The following is a 17,920-nucleotide window of genomic DNA, read 5'->3' on the forward strand; positions in this document are numbered from 1 at the left end:
AAACAGGCAAATCCTTAATTGGGTAACCCAGCCCTAATAGCGGTTCGATGAAAAGACGATTTATCAGAGCGTCAACCCTAACTGCCGCTGCCACATCACGTGGTTTATCTGTCAATGGCTCTACCAGCGAACACGAAAATGTATTACCAATTTGCGCATCGGGTAATAAGTCGCGCAATATCCTTGCCCCGGCAACAATGCTTAAAACAACGTGGTGTATTACCGATGTAAAACTCCGGATACCACTACGGCCTGGTGCATGAATACCAAAAAAATAGCCTGCTCCCGTAAAAACAACAGGCTCGTTCATTACCATCCAGTATTTTACGCGGTCGCCAAAACTTTGCGCACATAAGGTAGTAAATTCGCTAAACCAGGTAATAACCTCACGATTGGCCCACCCTCCTTTTTGCTCAAGTACTAACGGTAAATCCCAGTGGTAAACAGTTACCCAAGGCTCTATCCCCTGCTCAAGGCAATAATCAATAACGCGGTTATAATAATCAATTCCTGCCTGGTTAACCCTGCCGGTACCATCGGGCAACAAACGTGTCCAGGATATAGAGAAGCGAAAATTTGGGATGTTTAACTTTTTTATCAGGTCGATGTCTTCTTCGTACCTGTTGTAAAAATCGCAGGCATCACGGGCATGATCGGCATTTAATATCTTACCTTTTTTTTCTGTAAAATTATCCCAAACAGATAGGCCCTTGCCATCTGCATCATGGGCGCCCTCAATCTGGAAAGCGGCAGTAGATACGCCCCAATTAAAATCGGGGCCAAAAAGTTCTCTGTTCAGAGCTGTATGCTGTGGAGTGGATTTCATTAAATGGACTACGAGGGTCCAAAATTGCAATAATATTTACGAAAGTGGGGTATAAAGTTTCAATATTAATGAATGAACGATGATTTCATACTTTTTAACATCATCCACTCCCTTATACCGCTGATAAGCCTTGAAAACACATTGATGAATTTCATAACCTTGTTTTTTAGTTGACTAAAGGTACCATGTAGATATATTGTAATTGTAACAACTATATTATCAAATTGTTAAACACTGATTTATGAACACGAATGTCTCGAATTGAATGGACACGAATTTCACCAATTGAATCGAATTTCGCTAATCAGGGCGGTTAGCGCGGATGGAGCACTATTTAAATTATAAACCGTGCTTTTATAATTCGTGAAATTCGCCTTAATTCGAGACATTCGTGTTATATGAAAAACTATTTTATAAAAATGTTCAATTACGGCCACTTCGCTAACCATGCTTTATTAAAAGCAATTGCAGAAGCAGGCAATCCCAGGGGCCCTATAAAGTTGATGTCGCATTTGCTTGCTGCCGAACGGCGTTGGCTGGATAGGGTAAATGATGTGGAGCCTTACCCCAACACCGAATTATGGCCAAAGGATTATACCATTGAACATTGTACCCACCTGGTAAACGAATATAATGAAGAGTGGCTTGGTTTTCTGGATCGAATTACCGAAGAGGATTTGAGCAGGGTTATCATATACCAAAACGCATTGGGCAGTAACCAAACCTCGGTAACCGACATTCTTATTCACGTAATTAATCATGGTACGCACACCCGGGCGCAGGCCGGCCAGCAATTGAAACTTAGCGGTGCCGAAACCTTACCAATTACCGACTATGTTTATTATTTAAGGCAACTAAATAGCTAACATTAATGGGTTTATTTACAATATTTGCCAATACAAAACGCAACCATGAAAAAATATATCGGGATTGTATTAAGCCTTACCATTTTACTGGGATGTGCGGATAATAAAAAACAGGAAAAATTGCTGTTAGATAGCGTTATTGCCGTGCATGACAAGGTAATGGCCAATGACGAGCACTTGATGAAAAACAAAATGTTGCTGGATAGCCTGGTTAAAAACGTACCCGACATTAACGATTCGGCTAAGGTGTGCCTTAAACTGGTTGATAATGCCGATGGCGCCATGAGCGACTGGATGCATAATTTTGATGTGGAAAACAAAGGCAAATCGCACCAGGAAATTATTGATTACCTAAGTGATCAAAAAAAGAAAATTGCGGCTATTGACGTTCAAATCAGCAATGCTATAACCGAATCTGACAAATATCTTACCCCAAATAAAAAATAAATGCGCAAGTTAATTTTGGGCGTTATCGTATTATCGGTGTTAAATGCCTGTAACAATAAACAAAGCAAACTGCCTATTTTAGGCAACCGCGAGCCTGTAACCAAAACGGTAGATGGCAAATCGGTTGTGGATACAGCCTACGCTACTATTCCCGATTTTAAATTTGTGAACCAATATGGCGATACCATTACGCAGAAAAGCCTGGAAGGCAAAATTTATGTGGCCGATTTCTTTTTTACCACCTGCCCTTCTATTTGCCCGGTAATGCACCGCAACATGCTCAATGTGTATAAAGAGTTTAAGGCCGATGATAATTTCCGGATCATATCACACACCATCGACCCTAAATATGATACTGTTCCGGTACTTAAACGCTATGCCGATAAAATGGGGCTAAGCGGTAACAACTGGTGGCTTTTGCATGGCGATAAAGGCAGCACTTACACTATTGCCAAAAGCTATCTGCAAACCGTACAGGAAAAAAATCCCGCCGGTCAGTACATTCACGATGGTTTTTTTATACTTATAGATAAACAAAAGCGCATTCGCGGTACCTACGAGGGTACCGACCCCAAAGAGGTAGATAAATTAATAGCCGACATAAAAATATTGAAGGCCGAACCAGAACAAGCCGTTACCAAATGAAATTCAAAGTAACAGGTAGTATTTTATTATTGTTGACAGTAGTGATTTTTTCATGCCAGAACGACGGGCAGATTGAATTTAACCGCTATTATTCTGGCGGGAGTGCCATTTACCTGGCACATTGCGCCAATTGCCACGGCAACAAGGGCGAAGGCCTGCAAGCCTTGATACCACCACTTACAGATTCAGTTTTTCTAAAAAAGAATAAAAACGTTTTAGCATGTTTTCTTAAAAATGGGCTGAAAGGAAAAATCAGCATCAATAACAAAATTTTTGAGGGCGAAATGCCGGTTGATAGCCTCGCTCCTATCGAAATTGCTAAGGTTCTTACTTACGTTACCAACTCATTTGGTAATAAATTAGGCACCATAAACTTGCAGCAGGTTCAGGGCGATTTGGAGAAATGTAAATAGATAATTGGCTCTGCACGTTATCTAAACAATAGATTCCTGGTCAGACTATGAACTATGAACCATCAACTATGAACTAAAACTGCTACCTTTACATCTGCAAAACGTTCTATCGCTGCTAATTTATTAGCGGAGGAAAGTCCGGGCAACACAGAGCATCCTGCTTCCTAACGGGAAGGCGCCGGCAGCCGGCGACAGCAAAGTGCCACAGAGAAAATACCGCCACGGTGCAAACCGGGGTAAGGGTGAAAACGTGAGGTAAGAGCTCACGGCTTTTCCGGGCGACCGGAGATGACGGTAAACCTCAGGAGTTGAAAAACCAAATAGGTCTTGAAAGTGGGGCTGCTCGCTCCCGCTCACCAACTTGTTGGTGACGTTAAGATGGGTAGGTTGTTTAAACCTGTCAGCAATGGCAGGGCCAGATTAATGATAGAAGTTGCCTTTAGGGGCAATACAGAACCCGGCTTACAGATTTGCTGCTGAATTATATAACCCTTTCCTGCAAACAGGAAGGGGTTATTTTTTGTTACAAGCAAAAAGTGTTTGTTTTTCTATACAAATCTATATATTAGCGACAGAACTATTACTACCTATTACATATATAAAACATGGCAAAAATTTTAATTATTGATGACGAACGGGCGATACGCAGCACTTTACGTGAAATTCTGGAATATGAAGATTATGACGTTGAGGATGTAGATAACGGCGTTGACGGCCTGCAACTGATTGAAAAGAAAGATTTTGACCTGGTGCTTTGCGATATAAAAATGAACCGGATGGATGGCATGGAAGTGCTTACCGAGGGTTTGGCGCTAAAGCCCGATTTGCCTTTTATCATGATAAGCGGTCACGGCACCGTTGAAACAGCCGTTGAAGCCAGTAAAAAAGGCGCCTTTGACTTTATATCAAAACCACCTGATTTAAACCGCCTGCTTATTACGGTACGTAACGCGCTCGATCGCGGAAGCTTGGTTGTTGAAGCCAAAGTATTAAAACGGAAAGTATCCAAGGTTCGCCCTATATTAGGTAATTCACAGGCCATTCTTAAAATAAAAGAAACTATTGACCGTGTTGCCCCAACTGATGCCCGCGTACTGGTTACCGGTGCAAACGGCAGCGGTAAAGAATTGGTGGCCCGCTGGCTGCATGAAAAATCGCACCGCTCAAATGCGCCCATCATCGAAGTTAACTGCGCCGCCATCCCGTCTGAATTAATTGAGAGCGAATTATTTGGACACGAGAAAGGCTCATTTACATCGGCAATTAAACAACGGATAGGTAAATTTGAATCAGCAAACGGTGGAACACTTTTCCTTGATGAAATAGGCGACATGAGCCAATCGGCCCAGGCCAAAGTATTGCGCGCCTTACAAGAAAGCAAGATTACGCGTGTAGGCGGCGAAAAAGAAATTGATGTTGATGTACGTGTTGTAGCAGCTACCAACAAAGATTTATTGAAAGAAATTGAAGCCGGCAACTTCCGAATGGACCTTTACCATCGCCTTAGCGTTATATTAATCCACGTACCGCCATTGGTTGACAGGAAGGATGATATTGCATTACTTACCCAAAGTTTCCTTGATGAGATATGTAATGAGTACGGCATGCCGGTTAAAAAGATATCGGACGCGGCCCTTGATGCCCTTAAAGCATTACCATGGACAGGAAACATCCGTGAGTTGCGGAACATGGTTGAGCGTTTGATAATTTTAAGTGATAAAACCATTACTGACAACGACGTACGGGCATTTGCCAATCCATCGGCACCAGCTGCTGCAATAGCAGATAGCCATGCAGCACCCCAAACTGATTTCGACCAGTTCAATAATTTCCAGGAGTATAAGGATTTTGCCGAGCGGGAATACATTAAATTCAAGCTGGAAAAAAACAATTGGAATGTATCAAAAACTGCCGATGATATTGATATTCAGCGTAGTCACTTGTATAGTAAGATTGAAAAGTTCGGCTTAAAACGGGGAGAATAACAAATTAAACTTCAGCCTGTTAGCGGTTTGCCGTGGTGAATTATTTTTTTTGAGTAACTAAAAAAAATCGCTACCTTTGCGTTATGAATTTAAACAGGTCATTTAGTAATTTCTTTAGTTCGATTGAAAAATCGGTCAGGGAATAGCTATATACCTAAAAATATATAATATAAAAGCCCTGTATCAGATGATATGGGGCTTTTTGTTTTGGTAAAGTAACTCAGAGGTAGAGTGGCACATTGAAGGTGTGCAGGCCGCTGGTTCGATCCCAGCCTTTACCACAATTTAAAAAAGAAGATTGGCCGAGTGGTAAGGCAGCAGTTTGCTAAACTGTACAAGGTAATACTTGCATTGGTTCGAATCCAATATCTTCTGCCTGGGTAGATAGCGTCCATGGGGACAAGCGGTCTTGAAAACCGTAGCGGCGTGCAAGCGCAGGGTTCGATTCCTATATCTACCGCAAATACTTATTGGTTTTGTTCGCCTTAAAATGGTAATATTGTGCAAACCAACTACCATTATGAAGCTTTATTACCTTGCATTTATTTGCACAGCTATTTTATCATCCTGCAATCAAAAAGAAACCAAATCTGAGCCTAAGCCTGATCAGTCGCTTATCGGTACCTGGCATTTGATCAACAGCAAAAGTATAACTAAGGGCGATACAGTGACAACTACCCCATCAAAAGACGAAGAAATGGTTAAAATTTTTAATGCAACTAATTTCGCCTTCTTTACTCATGATCTGATGCATGGCAAAACAGCCAAACCTGTTTATAGTTCTGGTAGCGGTACCTATACCCTTACCGGGAATGATTATGCTGAACACCTGGCCTATTGCGATGCCCGTGAGTGGGAAAACAGGGATTTCAAATTTACCGTTCAATTTAAGGGAGATACCCTTATACAAAGCGGCATTGAAAAAATAGACAGCCTGAAAATAGACCATATTATTATTGAAACTTATGTTAAAGTTAAATAACCCCTAACTTTAATTATTGAAATAAAAGGCCGGAACACATTTCGGCCTTATTTATTTCGATACTATTAAAATACCACGCCTGATGATTTAAATATCCTGATAATTAATGCTTTATATTTTTAAGAACGGTACAATGTTGAACTATGCAACTTTGAAGATACACAAGTCGTAAACATTACAATCCCCCACCCTTAATTAATTTAAACTTAAATGCGTAGCTTATTGGCGAAAAATCGACAAAAAGGATGAATATATTATTTCATTACAAGTATTTAATGCTCCTTGTTGGTATTACTTCATTTTTTGGCAACTGCCATGCCGAAAAAAATAAAAAAGGGGGTACGCCTTTAGCTATAAGGGACAGCGTGAAGATAAATAAACTTACACTTGGCGATAACTCTGCAAGCCCCAATGCCGTAGCCTTAAAAAACATGTTTGGTATTAATGCCTACGAATGGAATTTTTTACAGGACCCGGCAGACATTAACCTGCACCATACTATTTACGAAGCCAACATGGCTGTCATTAAATCGTTTAGTTCGGTACGGCATTATATGAACTGGAATAAGCTGGAAAACACCAAAGGAAATTACACCTATAACCCCACAAACAGCGGTAGCTGGGATTACGACGTAATGTACACGCGTTGTAAACAAGATGGCATTTTGGTACTTGCCGATCTTAAAAATTGCCCCAACTGGATGGAGGCCACCTACCCTACCGGAATGCGCGGCAATGAAAACGTACCCGCGCCATACGGTTTGGACAAAAGCGATCCGGCATCATACGCCGATCAGGCGCGGACCGCATTCCAGTTTGCAGCAAGATATGGATATAACACGGCTGTAAATAAAGCTTTGGTAAAAGTAGATAGCCGCCCACGCTGGAATAATGACGAGATTAATATTGTTAAAATCGGGATGGGCCTTATCAAATATATTGAGTGCGATAACGAACGCGATAAATGGTGGAAAGGCCCGGCCGCGCAGCAAAGCCCGGAAGAGTATGCAGCCAACATGTCGGCCTTTTATGATGGCAATAAAGAAAAACTCGGCCCCAATGCAGGTGTAAAAACAGCCGATCCTGCCATGCAGGTAGTAATGGGCGGCCTTGCAAGCTGTGATGTTAACTTTGTACAACGAATGATAAACTGGTGCAAAACTAACCGCGGCTACCGTGCAGATGGCAGCATCAACTTATGTTTTGATGTGATCAATTACCATTTTTATAACAATAACGGCGACATCCTTAAACGCGAGCGCGCTACAACAGGCGTTGCACCCGAACTTTCAATGGCCGGCCAGATTGCAGATTCGTTTGTAAAACTATCTAATTCATTAAGCAAACCACCGGAAGTTTGGGTTACCGAGTCGGGGTATGATATAAACCAATACAGTTACCAGAAAGCTATTTATATCGGTAATAAATCGGCCCTGGATACGCAAGGCGATTGGATACTGAGAACATCATTATTGTATATCAGGCACGGCATTAAAAGGGTATTTTATTACCAGCTGCAGGATGATAAACCCTTTAGCAGTGTTCAATATGCTACCGCTGGCCTGTCAGAAAACGGTAAACGCAGGCCCGCCGCCGATTTTATATTGCAAACCAATACATTAATGGGTAACTACACCTATAAATCGACTATTAATAGCGACCCCTTGGTAGACAAATATGTAAATGGTAAAAAAGCAATGTATGTATTGACGATTCCCGATTCGAAGGGGCGCGCTGGAACTTACACCCTTAATTTGGGAACCTTAAAAGCAAATATTTACAATTTAAAAACAGGCCTGTCTACAGCAGTAAAAAGCCAGGTTGCAACCGTAGCCGGTAAAGTAACCGTGAACGTGACGGAAACGCCTATGTTTATTGAGGGTGTTAACCAATAAATTAAACAAAGTAAGCTAAGCACTCACGGACCTGGTGGGTATACCCACCTCCAAAAAGGTTAACATGAACCAGCAAAGGGTAAAGGTTCCATAGTTTAAGCCGCCGTTGCCAATCGGCTTGCAACGGATAGTTTACTTGATAGGCATCGTAAAAAGTCTCGTCGAAACCGCCAAACAAGGTGGTCATGGCGATATCAAATTCCCTGTTACAATAACTAACCGCCGGATCTATCAGGTATGGTTTTTCCCCTGTGCCGATTAAATAATTACCACTCCACAGGTCACCATGTACCAATGCCGGCGGCTCTTCGGTAAAAATACCTGGGATAATTTGATATAGCTTTTCAAATAACAATGCATCCTGATTAGTTAACCTGCCTTTTTTTAAAACAGTTTGCACCATGGTTTTTAGCCGCTCCTCTATAAAAAAACTGCTCCAGCTGTCATGTTGCCTATTGCTTTGGGTAAGCGAGCCCATGTAGTTATCCGTTTTAAAACCAAATTTAATAGCTGTATGCATATGCATTTGGGCAAGCTGCTCGCCCAGTCTTTGCGACGATTTTGTGGTGCGATCTCCGGTGTCTACCCATTGCAGTACTAAATAGCTATCCTCATCTGTTTCTCCCTGTAACAATACAACCGGAACGGCGATGGTCTGGGTATCCCGGATAGTTTCCAGGCCATCTGCTTCCAGCCTGAACATACCGGGGAAATCAAAGCGGTTATTAACCTTAAGAACGAAGCTTTCATGAGCAGTTTGCAGGCGATAAACCTGGTTTATGCTACCCCCACTTAAAGGCATAATATTCAAAATTTTTGCGTCAAGCTCATTTTCAATTGCCTGAATAATATCTTTAACGTTATGCATCCTATATGCTTTTTTACAATAATTATTAAAAATTGAATTTCTATAATTATATTGGACTCTCCTTAATCACAATTTAAATTAAATGGAAAATTCTGTATCTGCACCAGTAATACAAACAGAGCTTTGTACCTATTGTCATTCAAAACCCGAAGCCGAGGATGTTTTTTGCACCAATTGCGGATATCCTTTAAAAGGCACCGAACTTGAGCAAAAGAACTTTGTAACCCAGCAAGATTTCAATGATATTGATCTGGCCGATCTTAACAAGAAGCTTAAAAATGCTGGCATGTCATTATACTACTTAGCGGGCATTTTTGTGATAAGCGGTTTTGTTAACTTTTTCCTCAGTAAGGATGATCCTGAAGTACTTGCTATAGTAATCCCTATTTTTATTTTAGCTGTACTTTTTTTAATATTAGGTGCCTACAGTGCAAAAAAGCCCCTGGCTTGTTTAATTTCGGGCTTAAGCCTTTACGTAATTGTTCAGATTTTGCTTGCTATTGACGATCCCGTTAATATTGCCAGGGGTATCATTTTTAAAATAGCCATTATTGGATACCTGATAAAAGGAATCAAATCGGCCATTGACATCGAAAAAATAAAAAAGGATAACCACTTAGCCTGATCCATTGTTAGACATTGAAGGATTAGCTGATAAGAAGCCCTGCATCAAGTGCGGGGCTTTGATTTTGTCGCAAACACGGTTTTGTAACAATTGTGGCTCTGCCCAGGCCACTCAAATTGCTACGTCTGCAAATAAATGGCTATTGCTTCAGCAGGCTGCTATTTTCTATGCCATATACATTATCGTATGTTCGTTAGGTAATTTTGTTGATATTTTTAAATCTCTTGGATGGAGCCTGGTTATTGAGGTAATTATTGCAGGCACTGCCGTTATTTTTTTTGCTTACAATTGGGCCGAAAATAAACAGGTTTTACGATGGCCTAATTTTTCGATACAAAAACTGTCGGCCTATTGCGGTTTAGCCATGTTAGGTTCGTTCGTGGTACATTATTCGGTGGGATGGTTAAACATTACCATTTTTTCTAAAGAAGAACATTACTACTCGTTTTTTGCCGGCAGCTACGGTGCTATCTTCCTGGTCATATTTTTTACTGCTGTATTACCCGCTTTATTTGAAGAATTGGGTTTCAGAGGATATTTGTTGCAGGTTTTATTAAAAGTTGCCGACAACGAGCAGGCTATTTACGTTTCGGCCTTCTTGTTTGCAATAATACACCTGAGCTTTGTTTCGCTTTTTTGGCTTATTCCTTTCGCATTATTTATCGGACGTATGCGTATCCGCGAAAACACCATTTGGTATGGCATATTTTTTCATTTCTGTTTTAACTTAACGGCTTGTTTATTTGAATTGCTATAACATATTGTTACAGTATATTTAGGTAGTACATAACTAACATAACAGTAAATAAAAAACAGCCTGCCAATTTATCATCCTAAAAAGCTATTTTTGCGGTTCAATGGAGCATATTCGTAATTTTTGTATCATCGCGCACATCGACCACGGCAAAAGCACACTTGCCGATAGGTTATTAGAATACACTAACACTATAACCCAACGCGAATCGCAGGCACAATTGCTTGACGATATGGATTTGGAACGCGAGCGGGGTATTACTATAAAAAGCCATGCCATCCAGATGGATTATGAGCTTAACGGGCAGAAATATATCCTTAACCTGATAGATACTCCCGGCCACGTAGATTTTTCATACGAAGTATCACGGTCGATAGCTGCCTGCGAAGGCGCTTTGCTTATTGTCGATGCGGCGCAAGGCATCCAGGCCCAAACCATATCCAACTTGTACCTTGCTTTGGAAAACGACCTGGAAATTATCCCGGTACTCAATAAAATGGATCTTCCCGGCGCTATGCCCGAGGAGGTTAAAGACCAGATTGTTGAGTTAATAGGTTGCAAACGCGAAGAAATTCTGGCAGCATCGGGTAAAACAGGTATGGGGGTACACGATATTTTACGGGCCATTGTTGAACGCGTCCCCGCCCCTGTCGGCGATCCTGAAGCTCCTTTGCAGGCTTTGATCTTCGATTCGGTTTATAATTCTTTCCGCGGTATTGTTGCTTACTTTAAAGTGGTAAATGGCGAGATTCGCAAAAATGATAAAGTAAAATTCTTTGCTACCGAAAAGCAATATATTGCTGATGAGGTTGGTACCTTAAAGCTAAAACAGTCGCCCCGCGACGTTATTAAAACGGGCGACGTAGGTTATATTATATCTGGTATTAAAGAAGCGCGCGAGGTTAAAGTTGGCGATACGATAACCCGGGTTGACCGCCCATGCGAAAGCGGCATCCAGGGTTTTGAAGAAGTAAAACCAATGGTTTTTGCCGGTATTTACCCTGTTGACACCGACGAATACGAAGAATTGCGCGAATCAATGGCTAAACTGCAGTTAAATGATGCATCACTGGTTTTTGAACCGGAGTCATCGGCGGCTTTAGGTTTCGGTTTCCGATGCGGTTTCCTCGGCATGCTGCACATGGAGATTATCCAGGAACGGTTGGAGCGCGAGTTTGATATGACGGTGATTACCACAGTTCCCAACGTATCATACATCGCTTATACCACCAAAGGTGATCCCATCATTGTTAACAACCCATCAGACCTGCCCGATCCAAGCAGAATTGATTATGTTGAGGAGCCATACATTAAAGCTACCATCATCACCAAATCCGACTACGTTGGGCCGGTAATGTCGCTTTGTATCCAAAAACGTGGCTCTATCGTTAACCAGTCGTATTTAACTTCAGATCGCGTTGAGTTGATATTTGAATTACCAATGGGCGAAATTGTATTTGATTTTTACGACAAGTTGAAAACCATATCAAAGGGCTACGCCTCGTTTGACTATCACCAGATAGGTTACCGCCGGTCTGATTTAGTGCGTTTGGATATCCGTTTAAATGCCGAGCCGGTTGATGCTTTGTCGTCATTGATATTCAGGGGCAACTCGTACGACTTTGGTAAAAAGATTTGCGAGAAGCTGAAAGAACTTATTCCGCGCCAGCAGTTTGAAATTATTGTGCAAGCCTCGATAGGTGCCAAGATCATCGCCCGCGAAACGGTGAAAGCGTTACGTAAAGATGTTACTGCCAAATGTTATGGCGGTGATATTTCCCGTAAACGTAAATTATTGGAAAAACAGAAAAAAGGTAAAAAACGCATGCGCCAGGTAGGTAACGTAGAGATACCTCAATCGGCATTTATGGCGGTTTTGAAACTTGATTAAATTTAAAGAGAATCAAGAGTCAAGAATCAAGAGCCAAGATAACATCAACTTGATTTTTTATTCTTGGTTCTTGACTCTTACTTCTTGATTCTATCTAAAATGCAATTACTCGACGGAAAATACGTATCAGAAAAACTTAAGGTTGAAATAGCCGAAGCAGCGGCTAAAATATTAGACGAAACCGGCAGGCAGCCACATTTGGTTGCAGTTTTGGTTGGCCATGATGGCGGCAGCGAAACTTATGTAGCCAGTAAAATTAAAAATTGCGAAAAGGTTGGTTTTAAATCGACCCTGGTGCGTTTTGAAGATAATGTTACCGAAGATGAACTGCTAAAAAAAGTAGAGGAATTAAATGCTGACGCCGATATAGATGGCATCATTGTGCAGCTCCCGTTGCCCAAGCATATTGACCCTGAGAAAGTAACAGAACGTATCGACCATAGGAAAGATGTGGATGGATTTCACCCGGTAAATCTGGGCCGGATGCAGCGCAACCTGCCGTCATTTATCCCGGCTACACCGTATGGCATCACATTAATGCTGAAAGAATATGGCATTGAAACCGCCGGTAAGCATTGCGTAGTTGTTGGCCGTAGTAACATAGTTGGCTCGCCCATGAGTATCTTAATGGCGCGGAATACTACTCCGGGCAATTGCACAGTAACTATTTGCCATAGCCGTACACCGGATATCAGGAAATTTACTTTAGATGCCGACATTTTGATTGTAGCCATCGGTAAAAAGAATTTCATCACTGCCGATATGGTAAAAGAAGGCGTTGTGGTTATTGATGTTGGCATGAACCGCGAAACATCAGCCCTAACAAAATCTGGCTTTAAACTTTATGGCGACGTTGATTTTGAAAATGTGGCTCCTAAAGCCTCGTGGATTACCCCTGTACCAGGTGGTGTTGGCTTAATGACCATTATCGGGCTACTGAAAAACACTTTAGCTTCGGCCAATAAAGAAGTGTATAGTTAGGTTGATTGGGTTGAGTAAGTTAGGCGGGTAAGTTAGATTAAGCTGGATTGAGTTGATTAGGTTAAGTTAGCCGTAATAATATCTCCCTTAATTAAACTGTTGAATCCAACCCATTCAACCTATCACTTAAACATCTGCTTCACCTTATCCCAAAAAGAATTAATACCAACGTAAATATCGTCGCCCCTTATATCTACAGCATAGGTTTCCAAAAAGTCATTCTGCCCCTCCCCACCCTTGCCGGTAATTAGGTTATATGTGTAACGATGATAAGGGCAAACAATCTTTCCTTTAACGCACAAACCCTGGCTTAGGTCAAACCCGGCATGTGGACAGTTAATAGCAGTTGCGTAAATCTTACCCTCAAAGCCCACCAGGCAAATGCTTCTATTTCCGGCTTTAACTTTTTTTATGAATGGTTCAGGAGTATTTTTTATTTCGGAGATTTTATACCAGTTCATAGTTATTCAAAATATTCCAGTTTAGCTTGCCGTTCATCGCCATAATAGCCAATATCATATACAATTCTGGATAACATTGTTTTAATGGCTATCGCATCTTTCGCGCCGTACATATCATATCGATAAACCAACATGTTGTTCCCATCCCTTAACTTAAACCCTAAATTCCTGAATAAATGAAATTGATTTGACTCCAAATCATCAGGATCATCATCATTTACTAAACCGCTTAATTCTGTCGAAATATTTAAAAACCGCTCATCTTCCATTTTAAACTCAAGATAAAAAGGCCCTCCTCTATGAGAAAACCTAAGACGGAATCTATTTAACTTACCAGCCAAAAGCTCAAATAAAGCATCGTCTATTTCCTGGGTATCATTAAAATAATTTCCTGTTTGATTTCTTAATTTTTTAATTTCTTCTTTTTCATCGGCTATTGTTTTTTCCCAAAATGACTTTAAAAAGGGGCTATCATCAATCTTATCCTGATTTAGCATCCTTTCAAGTCGCTGCTCGCGCTCATAAAAAGGATCTTTAAAACAATTAAACAGATATAATTGACCATTAACCCTCATTAATGCTTCACCATAATGGTGGACATTTAAGTATTCATGTTCCGTAAGATTTTCTTTTATCAGCGACTCGAGCGATTGCTTTTCTGTTTCAAGCAATTCAATCAGCAAATCCAGCTCAGATTCCATGGATGTAAAATACCGGTCTTAAAAATCGATCTTCAAATTCATAACCGAGGGATTTTTAATCACCTCGTCCATATTTGTTACCAGGGTGATGCTTCGCCTGTCGGCCGAGAGTACGGCTTTAGGGTTATTGAGTTTTTTTATCGGTTTTGCAAAATTTAACACCACCTTGTAAGGCATATCTATCAGCATGGCTTTTGCCATCATAAAGGTTGATTTTGTTTTCTTTAAAAAAGCGTTAAATTTTATTTTATCAACTATGCGGTAAAAGCGGTGTGGCGTAATCTCGTACGAGTAATAGTCCTGCCCTGCAACCATTTGTTTGGCATCAAGGGTTTTACTGTTTTTTTCCCCTGTTGATAGGCCGCTGATTTGACTATTCAGTGCTATTTTAGATACGTTTTGAAGGTAATATTTAAGGTCGGCAGCATCTTTGGCTTTATGATTAATAGCAACCTTCATAATACTCTTCTTCAGGTTCATATTTACGGTAAGGTCGCTGCTTTTTGCCAGTTCAGTTTCGGCGGCATTCATTTTTTGCTGGGTACTATCTGGCATAGCACTGTAAAAATTAAGCGTAGTATCCTTAACCAAACTGAACTGTGGTGTTTGTTTCAACGAATCGGACACGAGGTTTACCAACACCGAAACAGCTTTGCTCATGTCGAAGCCATACGCAACGTTACAGCTGCCGTCGCTTTTAAAGTCATAATGCTCTTCAATGTCAACGCATGAGCTAAAACATAACAAAGCCAAAAAGATAATTGGAACGTACAGTTTTTTCATGGCGACAATTGTTTTATAAATTAATTATGATTTCATGACGCTAATTTACAATTCAAAACCAATTATTGCAGTGATACAGGCACTTAAATATTGCTTATTTGACAATAAGTACTAACAACCTTGTGCCGGGTGTTTAAAACATGTAAACGTTTTACCCTGCGTTTACCATTCAGCTTCATGCTTTCGGCTTATTTAGGTACTTTTGCAAAATATTATGGCACACCAAATTCCAGATGATGGCACGCTGCTTCCTTTAATGGAAGAGTTTTATACGATACAGGGCGAAGGATACAACACCGGCAAGGCAGCTTATTTTATCCGCCTTGGCGGCTGTGATGTTGGCTGCCATTGGTGCGATGTAAAGGAAAGTTGGGATGCAGAACTACATCCGCTTACCGCTGCCGATCAGATTGTTGCCAACGCCTCAGTACATCCTTCAAAAGCTGTAGTGGTAACCGGCGGCGAGCCACTCATTTATAATCTCGATTATTTAACCACACAATTACATGACCGGGGAATAAAAACCTTTATCGAAACATCAGGCGCATACCAGCTGTCAGGCGATTGGGATTGGATTTGTCTATCGCCAAAAAAATTCAAAGCACCAACACCACAAGTTGCCGAACATGCTCATGAGTTAAAGGTAATTGTGTTTAACAAATCGGACTTTGAATGGGCCGAGTATCACGCCAAAATGGTATCGCCTGATTGTAAATTGTATTTACAACCCGAGTGGTCAAAATCAAAAGAAATGATCCCGCTTATTGTTGACTATGTAATGAACAATCCCCAATGGGAAATTTCGTTGCAAACGCATAAATACCTTAATATTCCGTAATATTTGTAACTTACGATATAAATTATCGTATTGTAACAGATGAGAGTTGTAATAGTCTTTGCCCTGTTTTTGTTCTTTTCTATTGCTGTGTTTTCTCAGCAAAGGCAATACTCCACCAAAAATAGTGAGGCAATAAAATATTTTGCCCAGGCTGGTCAAAACCTTGATGAGCATTACTACGATGATGCTATTGAAAACCTGCAAAAGGCTATCGCCGAAGATTCGAAGTTTGTTGAGGCCCATGCCCAGCTTGCCGATGTATTAAAGATGCGGCACCTTTATAAGCAGGCAATTGAACAATACCTTAAGGTGATCCAGTTAAATCCCGAGTTTAACCGCTCTATTTATCTTCGAATTGGCGAAACAGAAATTTTTGAAGCTAAATACCTGCAGGCACAACAACACCTCGAAAAATACCTCACCTATCCCGATTTAACTCCTCAAAATAATGCGTTGGCCCAAAAACTTATAGCCGATACAAAATTTAGCATTCAAGCCTTACAACATCCCGTGCCCTTTAAACCAATTAATATGGGCGCAAATATCAATACTGCCGATGACGAGTACCTGCCGGTAGCTACTGCGGACGAAAGCATGCTCATTTTTACCCGTAAAATAAACAAAAATGAAGATTTTTATAAAAGCCTGAAAGTAAACGGCAAATGGGATACAGCCACTTACCTGAGCAACCGCATTAACACCGATCAATATAATGAGGGTGCGCAATCCATATCGCAGGATGGTAAATATCTTTTTTTTACAGGCTGTAACCGCCCCGACGGCCGTGGCCGCTGTGACATTTATATCGCACAAAAAAGGGGCGATGATTGGGGCAAACCTTTTGACCTGAGCCCGCCGATAAATACCTCGGGCTGGGAATCACAGCCATCCATCAGTGCCGATGGACGCACGTTATATTTTGTTAGCAATAAAAAAGGAGGATACGGCGGGTACGATATATGGAAATCGTCCCTGACAGATAAAGGCTGGGGCGAACCCGAAAATATGGGGCCAAATATCAATACCTCCTATGATGAGCAATCGCCGTTTATCCATGCCGATGACAGTACTTTTTATTTTTGCTCAAACGGCTGGCCGGGCTTAGGCAACAAAGATTTATTTGTAAGCAGGCTTGGCAAAGATGGCAAGTGGCAAAAACCTCAAAACCTGGGCTATCCTATTAATACCAATGGCGATGAAAACGGCCTTACACTTACTGCTTACGGTAACTACGCCTTTTTTGCTTCAGATAACCTTAATGGCTTTGGAGGGTATGACATTTATACATTTGAACTGCCCGCAAGTTTAAGACCACATATTGTAACTTATGTAAAAGGCAATGTAAACGACATAAAAACCCATGAGCCGCTGGAAGCCGCCGTTGAAATTATTGATTTACAAAATAACACGCCTGTTTACCAGGACTACAGCAGTGCCAACGAGGGCGACTTTTTGGCAACTATTACATCGGGCAAAAATTACGGATTGAATATTTCAAAAAGCGGTTATTTGTTTTATTCAGATAATTTCTCGCTGGTTGGTTACAAAGAGCAGAAACCTTTTCATATTAAAGCATTGTTATCCCCCATCGAGGTTGGCAATAAGGTAATTCTGAAAAACATTTTCTTTGATACAAATAAGTTCGACCTGCAGAGCGACTCGAAAGCAGAATTATTAAAGCTTGTCGAATTCTTAAATGTAAACCCAACTGTTCATATCGAAATATCAGGCCATACAGATAACGTAGGCGCGGTTCAGTTTAATCAAACGTTATCAGAAAACAGGGCGAAATCTGTCTACCAATATCTTATTACCAACAGCATACTGGCCGGCCGCCTTGTTTATAAAGGCTATGGCGAAACCCAGCCTATTGCGCCAAATACCACCGATGAAAACAAAGCCAAAAACAGAAGAACAGAGTTTATGATTATCGCGAAATAGGTACATTCTTTTTGAATA

The 17,920-nt window shown here is 41.0% G+C and carries 18 protein-coding genes, 2 tRNA genes and 1 other RNA gene; 16 read left to right on the top strand and 5 right to left on the bottom strand.

Annotation, left to right across the window (positions count from 1 at the left end):
* Positions 1-826 (bottom strand): glycoside hydrolase family 1 protein (locus AC1RM2_RS27070; protein WP_492988282.1); only part of this gene is annotated, 826 nt, incomplete at its 3' end.
* A 398-nt stretch (positions 827-1,224) separates the two neighbouring features.
* Here AC1RM2_RS27070 and AC1RM2_RS27075 point away from each other — a divergent pair.
* The 10 genes from AC1RM2_RS27075 to AC1RM2_RS27120 all read left to right on the top strand — a co-directional run bounded on the left by AC1RM2_RS27075 (position 1,225) and on the right by AC1RM2_RS27120 (position 8,059).
* Positions 1,225-1,692: a DinB family protein gene (locus AC1RM2_RS27075; RefSeq protein ID WP_492988283.1), complete on the top strand. Its 468-nt coding sequence runs from the start codon at positions 1,225-1,227 to the stop codon at positions 1,690-1,692.
* Positions 1,693-1,737: 45 nt separating this feature from the next.
* Positions 1,738-2,139: a hypothetical protein gene (locus AC1RM2_RS27080; protein ID WP_492988284.1), complete on the top strand. Its 402-nt coding sequence runs from the start codon at positions 1,738-1,740 to the stop codon at positions 2,137-2,139.
* On the top strand, positions 2,140-2,784 hold the full coding sequence (locus AC1RM2_RS27085) for an SCO family protein (RefSeq protein WP_492988285.1): 645 nt from the start codon (positions 2,140-2,142) through the stop codon (positions 2,782-2,784).
* Positions 2,781-3,197 carry a c-type cytochrome gene (locus AC1RM2_RS27090; protein ID WP_492988286.1) on the top strand — a complete coding sequence of 139 codons (417 nt, stop codon included), beginning with the start codon at positions 2,781-2,783 and terminating at the stop codon, positions 3,195-3,197. Before AC1RM2_RS27085 ends, AC1RM2_RS27090 begins: the two co-directional genes overlap by 4 nt.
* Before the next feature lie 93 nt (positions 3,198-3,290).
* Positions 3,291-3,678, top strand: an RNA gene (gene rnpB / locus AC1RM2_RS27095) — RNase P RNA component class A.
* Positions 3,679-3,802: 124 nt separating this feature from the next.
* Positions 3,803-5,182, top strand: coding sequence for a sigma-54-dependent transcriptional regulator (locus AC1RM2_RS27100; protein WP_492988287.1), 1,380 nt, complete (start codon positions 3,803-3,805; stop codon positions 5,180-5,182).
* A 209-nt stretch (positions 5,183-5,391) separates the two neighbouring features.
* Positions 5,392-5,463 (top strand) — tRNA-Phe (locus AC1RM2_RS27105).
* Positions 5,464-5,474: 11 nt separating this feature from the next.
* A tRNA-Ser gene (locus AC1RM2_RS27110) sits at positions 5,475-5,557 on the top strand.
* A 145-nt stretch (positions 5,558-5,702) separates the two neighbouring features.
* Positions 5,703-6,164 carry a hypothetical protein gene (locus tag AC1RM2_RS27115; protein WP_492988288.1) on the top strand — a complete coding sequence of 154 codons (462 nt, stop codon included), beginning with the start codon at positions 5,703-5,705 and terminating at the stop codon, positions 6,162-6,164.
* Positions 6,165-6,409: 245 nt separating this feature from the next.
* Positions 6,410-8,059, top strand: a complete 1,650-nt coding sequence (locus AC1RM2_RS27120; protein WP_492988289.1) for a hypothetical protein — start codon at positions 6,410-6,412, stop codon at positions 8,057-8,059.
* A 1-nt stretch (position 8,060) separates the two neighbouring features.
* On the opposite strand, the gene AC1RM2_RS27125 is transcribed toward AC1RM2_RS27120, so the two are convergent.
* Entirely contained in the window at positions 8,061-8,927 is an 867-nt protein-coding gene (locus AC1RM2_RS27125) for a fructosamine kinase family protein (RefSeq protein ID WP_492988290.1), read from the bottom strand.
* An 82-nt stretch (positions 8,928-9,009) separates the two neighbouring features.
* Here AC1RM2_RS27125 and AC1RM2_RS27130 point away from each other — a divergent pair, with 82 nt between their 5' ends.
* The 4 genes from AC1RM2_RS27130 to AC1RM2_RS27145 all read left to right on the top strand — a co-directional run bounded on the left by AC1RM2_RS27130 (position 9,010) and on the right by AC1RM2_RS27145 (position 13,178).
* Positions 9,010-9,552 carry a hypothetical protein gene (locus AC1RM2_RS27130; protein WP_492988291.1) on the top strand — a complete coding sequence of 181 codons (543 nt, stop codon included), beginning with the start codon at positions 9,010-9,012 and terminating at the stop codon, positions 9,550-9,552.
* Positions 9,553-9,556: 4 nt separating this feature from the next.
* Complete coding sequence (locus AC1RM2_RS27135) at positions 9,557-10,309, top strand: CPBP family intramembrane glutamic endopeptidase (protein WP_492988292.1); 753 nt, start codon at positions 9,557-9,559, stop codon at positions 10,307-10,309.
* A 100-nt stretch (positions 10,310-10,409) separates the two neighbouring features.
* Positions 10,410-12,197 (top strand): translation elongation factor 4, encoded by a 1,788-nt coding sequence (gene lepA / locus AC1RM2_RS27140; protein WP_477358376.1) that lies wholly within the window; start codon positions 10,410-10,412, stop codon positions 12,195-12,197.
* A gap of 99 nt (positions 12,198-12,296) precedes the next feature.
* On the top strand, positions 12,297-13,178 hold the full coding sequence (locus AC1RM2_RS27145; protein WP_492988294.1) for a bifunctional 5,10-methylenetetrahydrofolate dehydrogenase/5,10-methenyltetrahydrofolate cyclohydrolase: 882 nt from the start codon (positions 12,297-12,299) through the stop codon (positions 13,176-13,178).
* 122 nt (positions 13,179-13,300) lie between these two features.
* Here AC1RM2_RS27145 and AC1RM2_RS27150 read toward each other — a convergent pair whose 3' ends face one another.
* The 3 genes from AC1RM2_RS27150 to AC1RM2_RS27160 are packed head-to-tail and all read right to left on the bottom strand — an operon-like array spanning position 13,301 to position 15,123.
* Complete coding sequence (locus AC1RM2_RS27150) at positions 13,301-13,639, bottom strand: Rieske (2Fe-2S) protein (RefSeq protein WP_492988295.1); 339 nt, start codon at positions 13,637-13,639, stop codon at positions 13,301-13,303.
* A 2-nt stretch (positions 13,640-13,641) separates the two neighbouring features.
* Positions 13,642-14,340, bottom strand: coding sequence for a hypothetical protein (locus tag AC1RM2_RS27155; RefSeq protein ID WP_492988296.1), 699 nt, complete (start codon positions 14,338-14,340; stop codon positions 13,642-13,644).
* Between the two features lie 18 nt (positions 14,341-14,358).
* Positions 14,359-15,123 carry a hypothetical protein gene (locus AC1RM2_RS27160; protein WP_492988297.1) on the bottom strand — a complete coding sequence of 255 codons (765 nt, stop codon included), beginning with the start codon at positions 15,121-15,123 and terminating at the stop codon, positions 14,359-14,361.
* A 214-nt stretch (positions 15,124-15,337) separates the two neighbouring features.
* Between AC1RM2_RS27160 and AC1RM2_RS27165 the strand changes: the two genes are divergently transcribed.
* Complete coding sequence (locus AC1RM2_RS27165; RefSeq protein ID WP_492988298.1) at positions 15,338-15,961, top strand: 7-carboxy-7-deazaguanine synthase QueE; 624 nt, start codon at positions 15,338-15,340, stop codon at positions 15,959-15,961.
* 39 nt (positions 15,962-16,000) lie between these two features.
* Complete coding sequence (locus AC1RM2_RS27170; protein ID WP_492988299.1) at positions 16,001-17,902, top strand: OmpA family protein; 1,902 nt, start codon at positions 16,001-16,003, stop codon at positions 17,900-17,902.
* The last annotated feature ends 18 nt before the right edge of the window (positions 17,903-17,920 follow it).

It is taken from the genome of Mucilaginibacter sp. GW822-FHT03E02 (assembly GCF_058801545.1).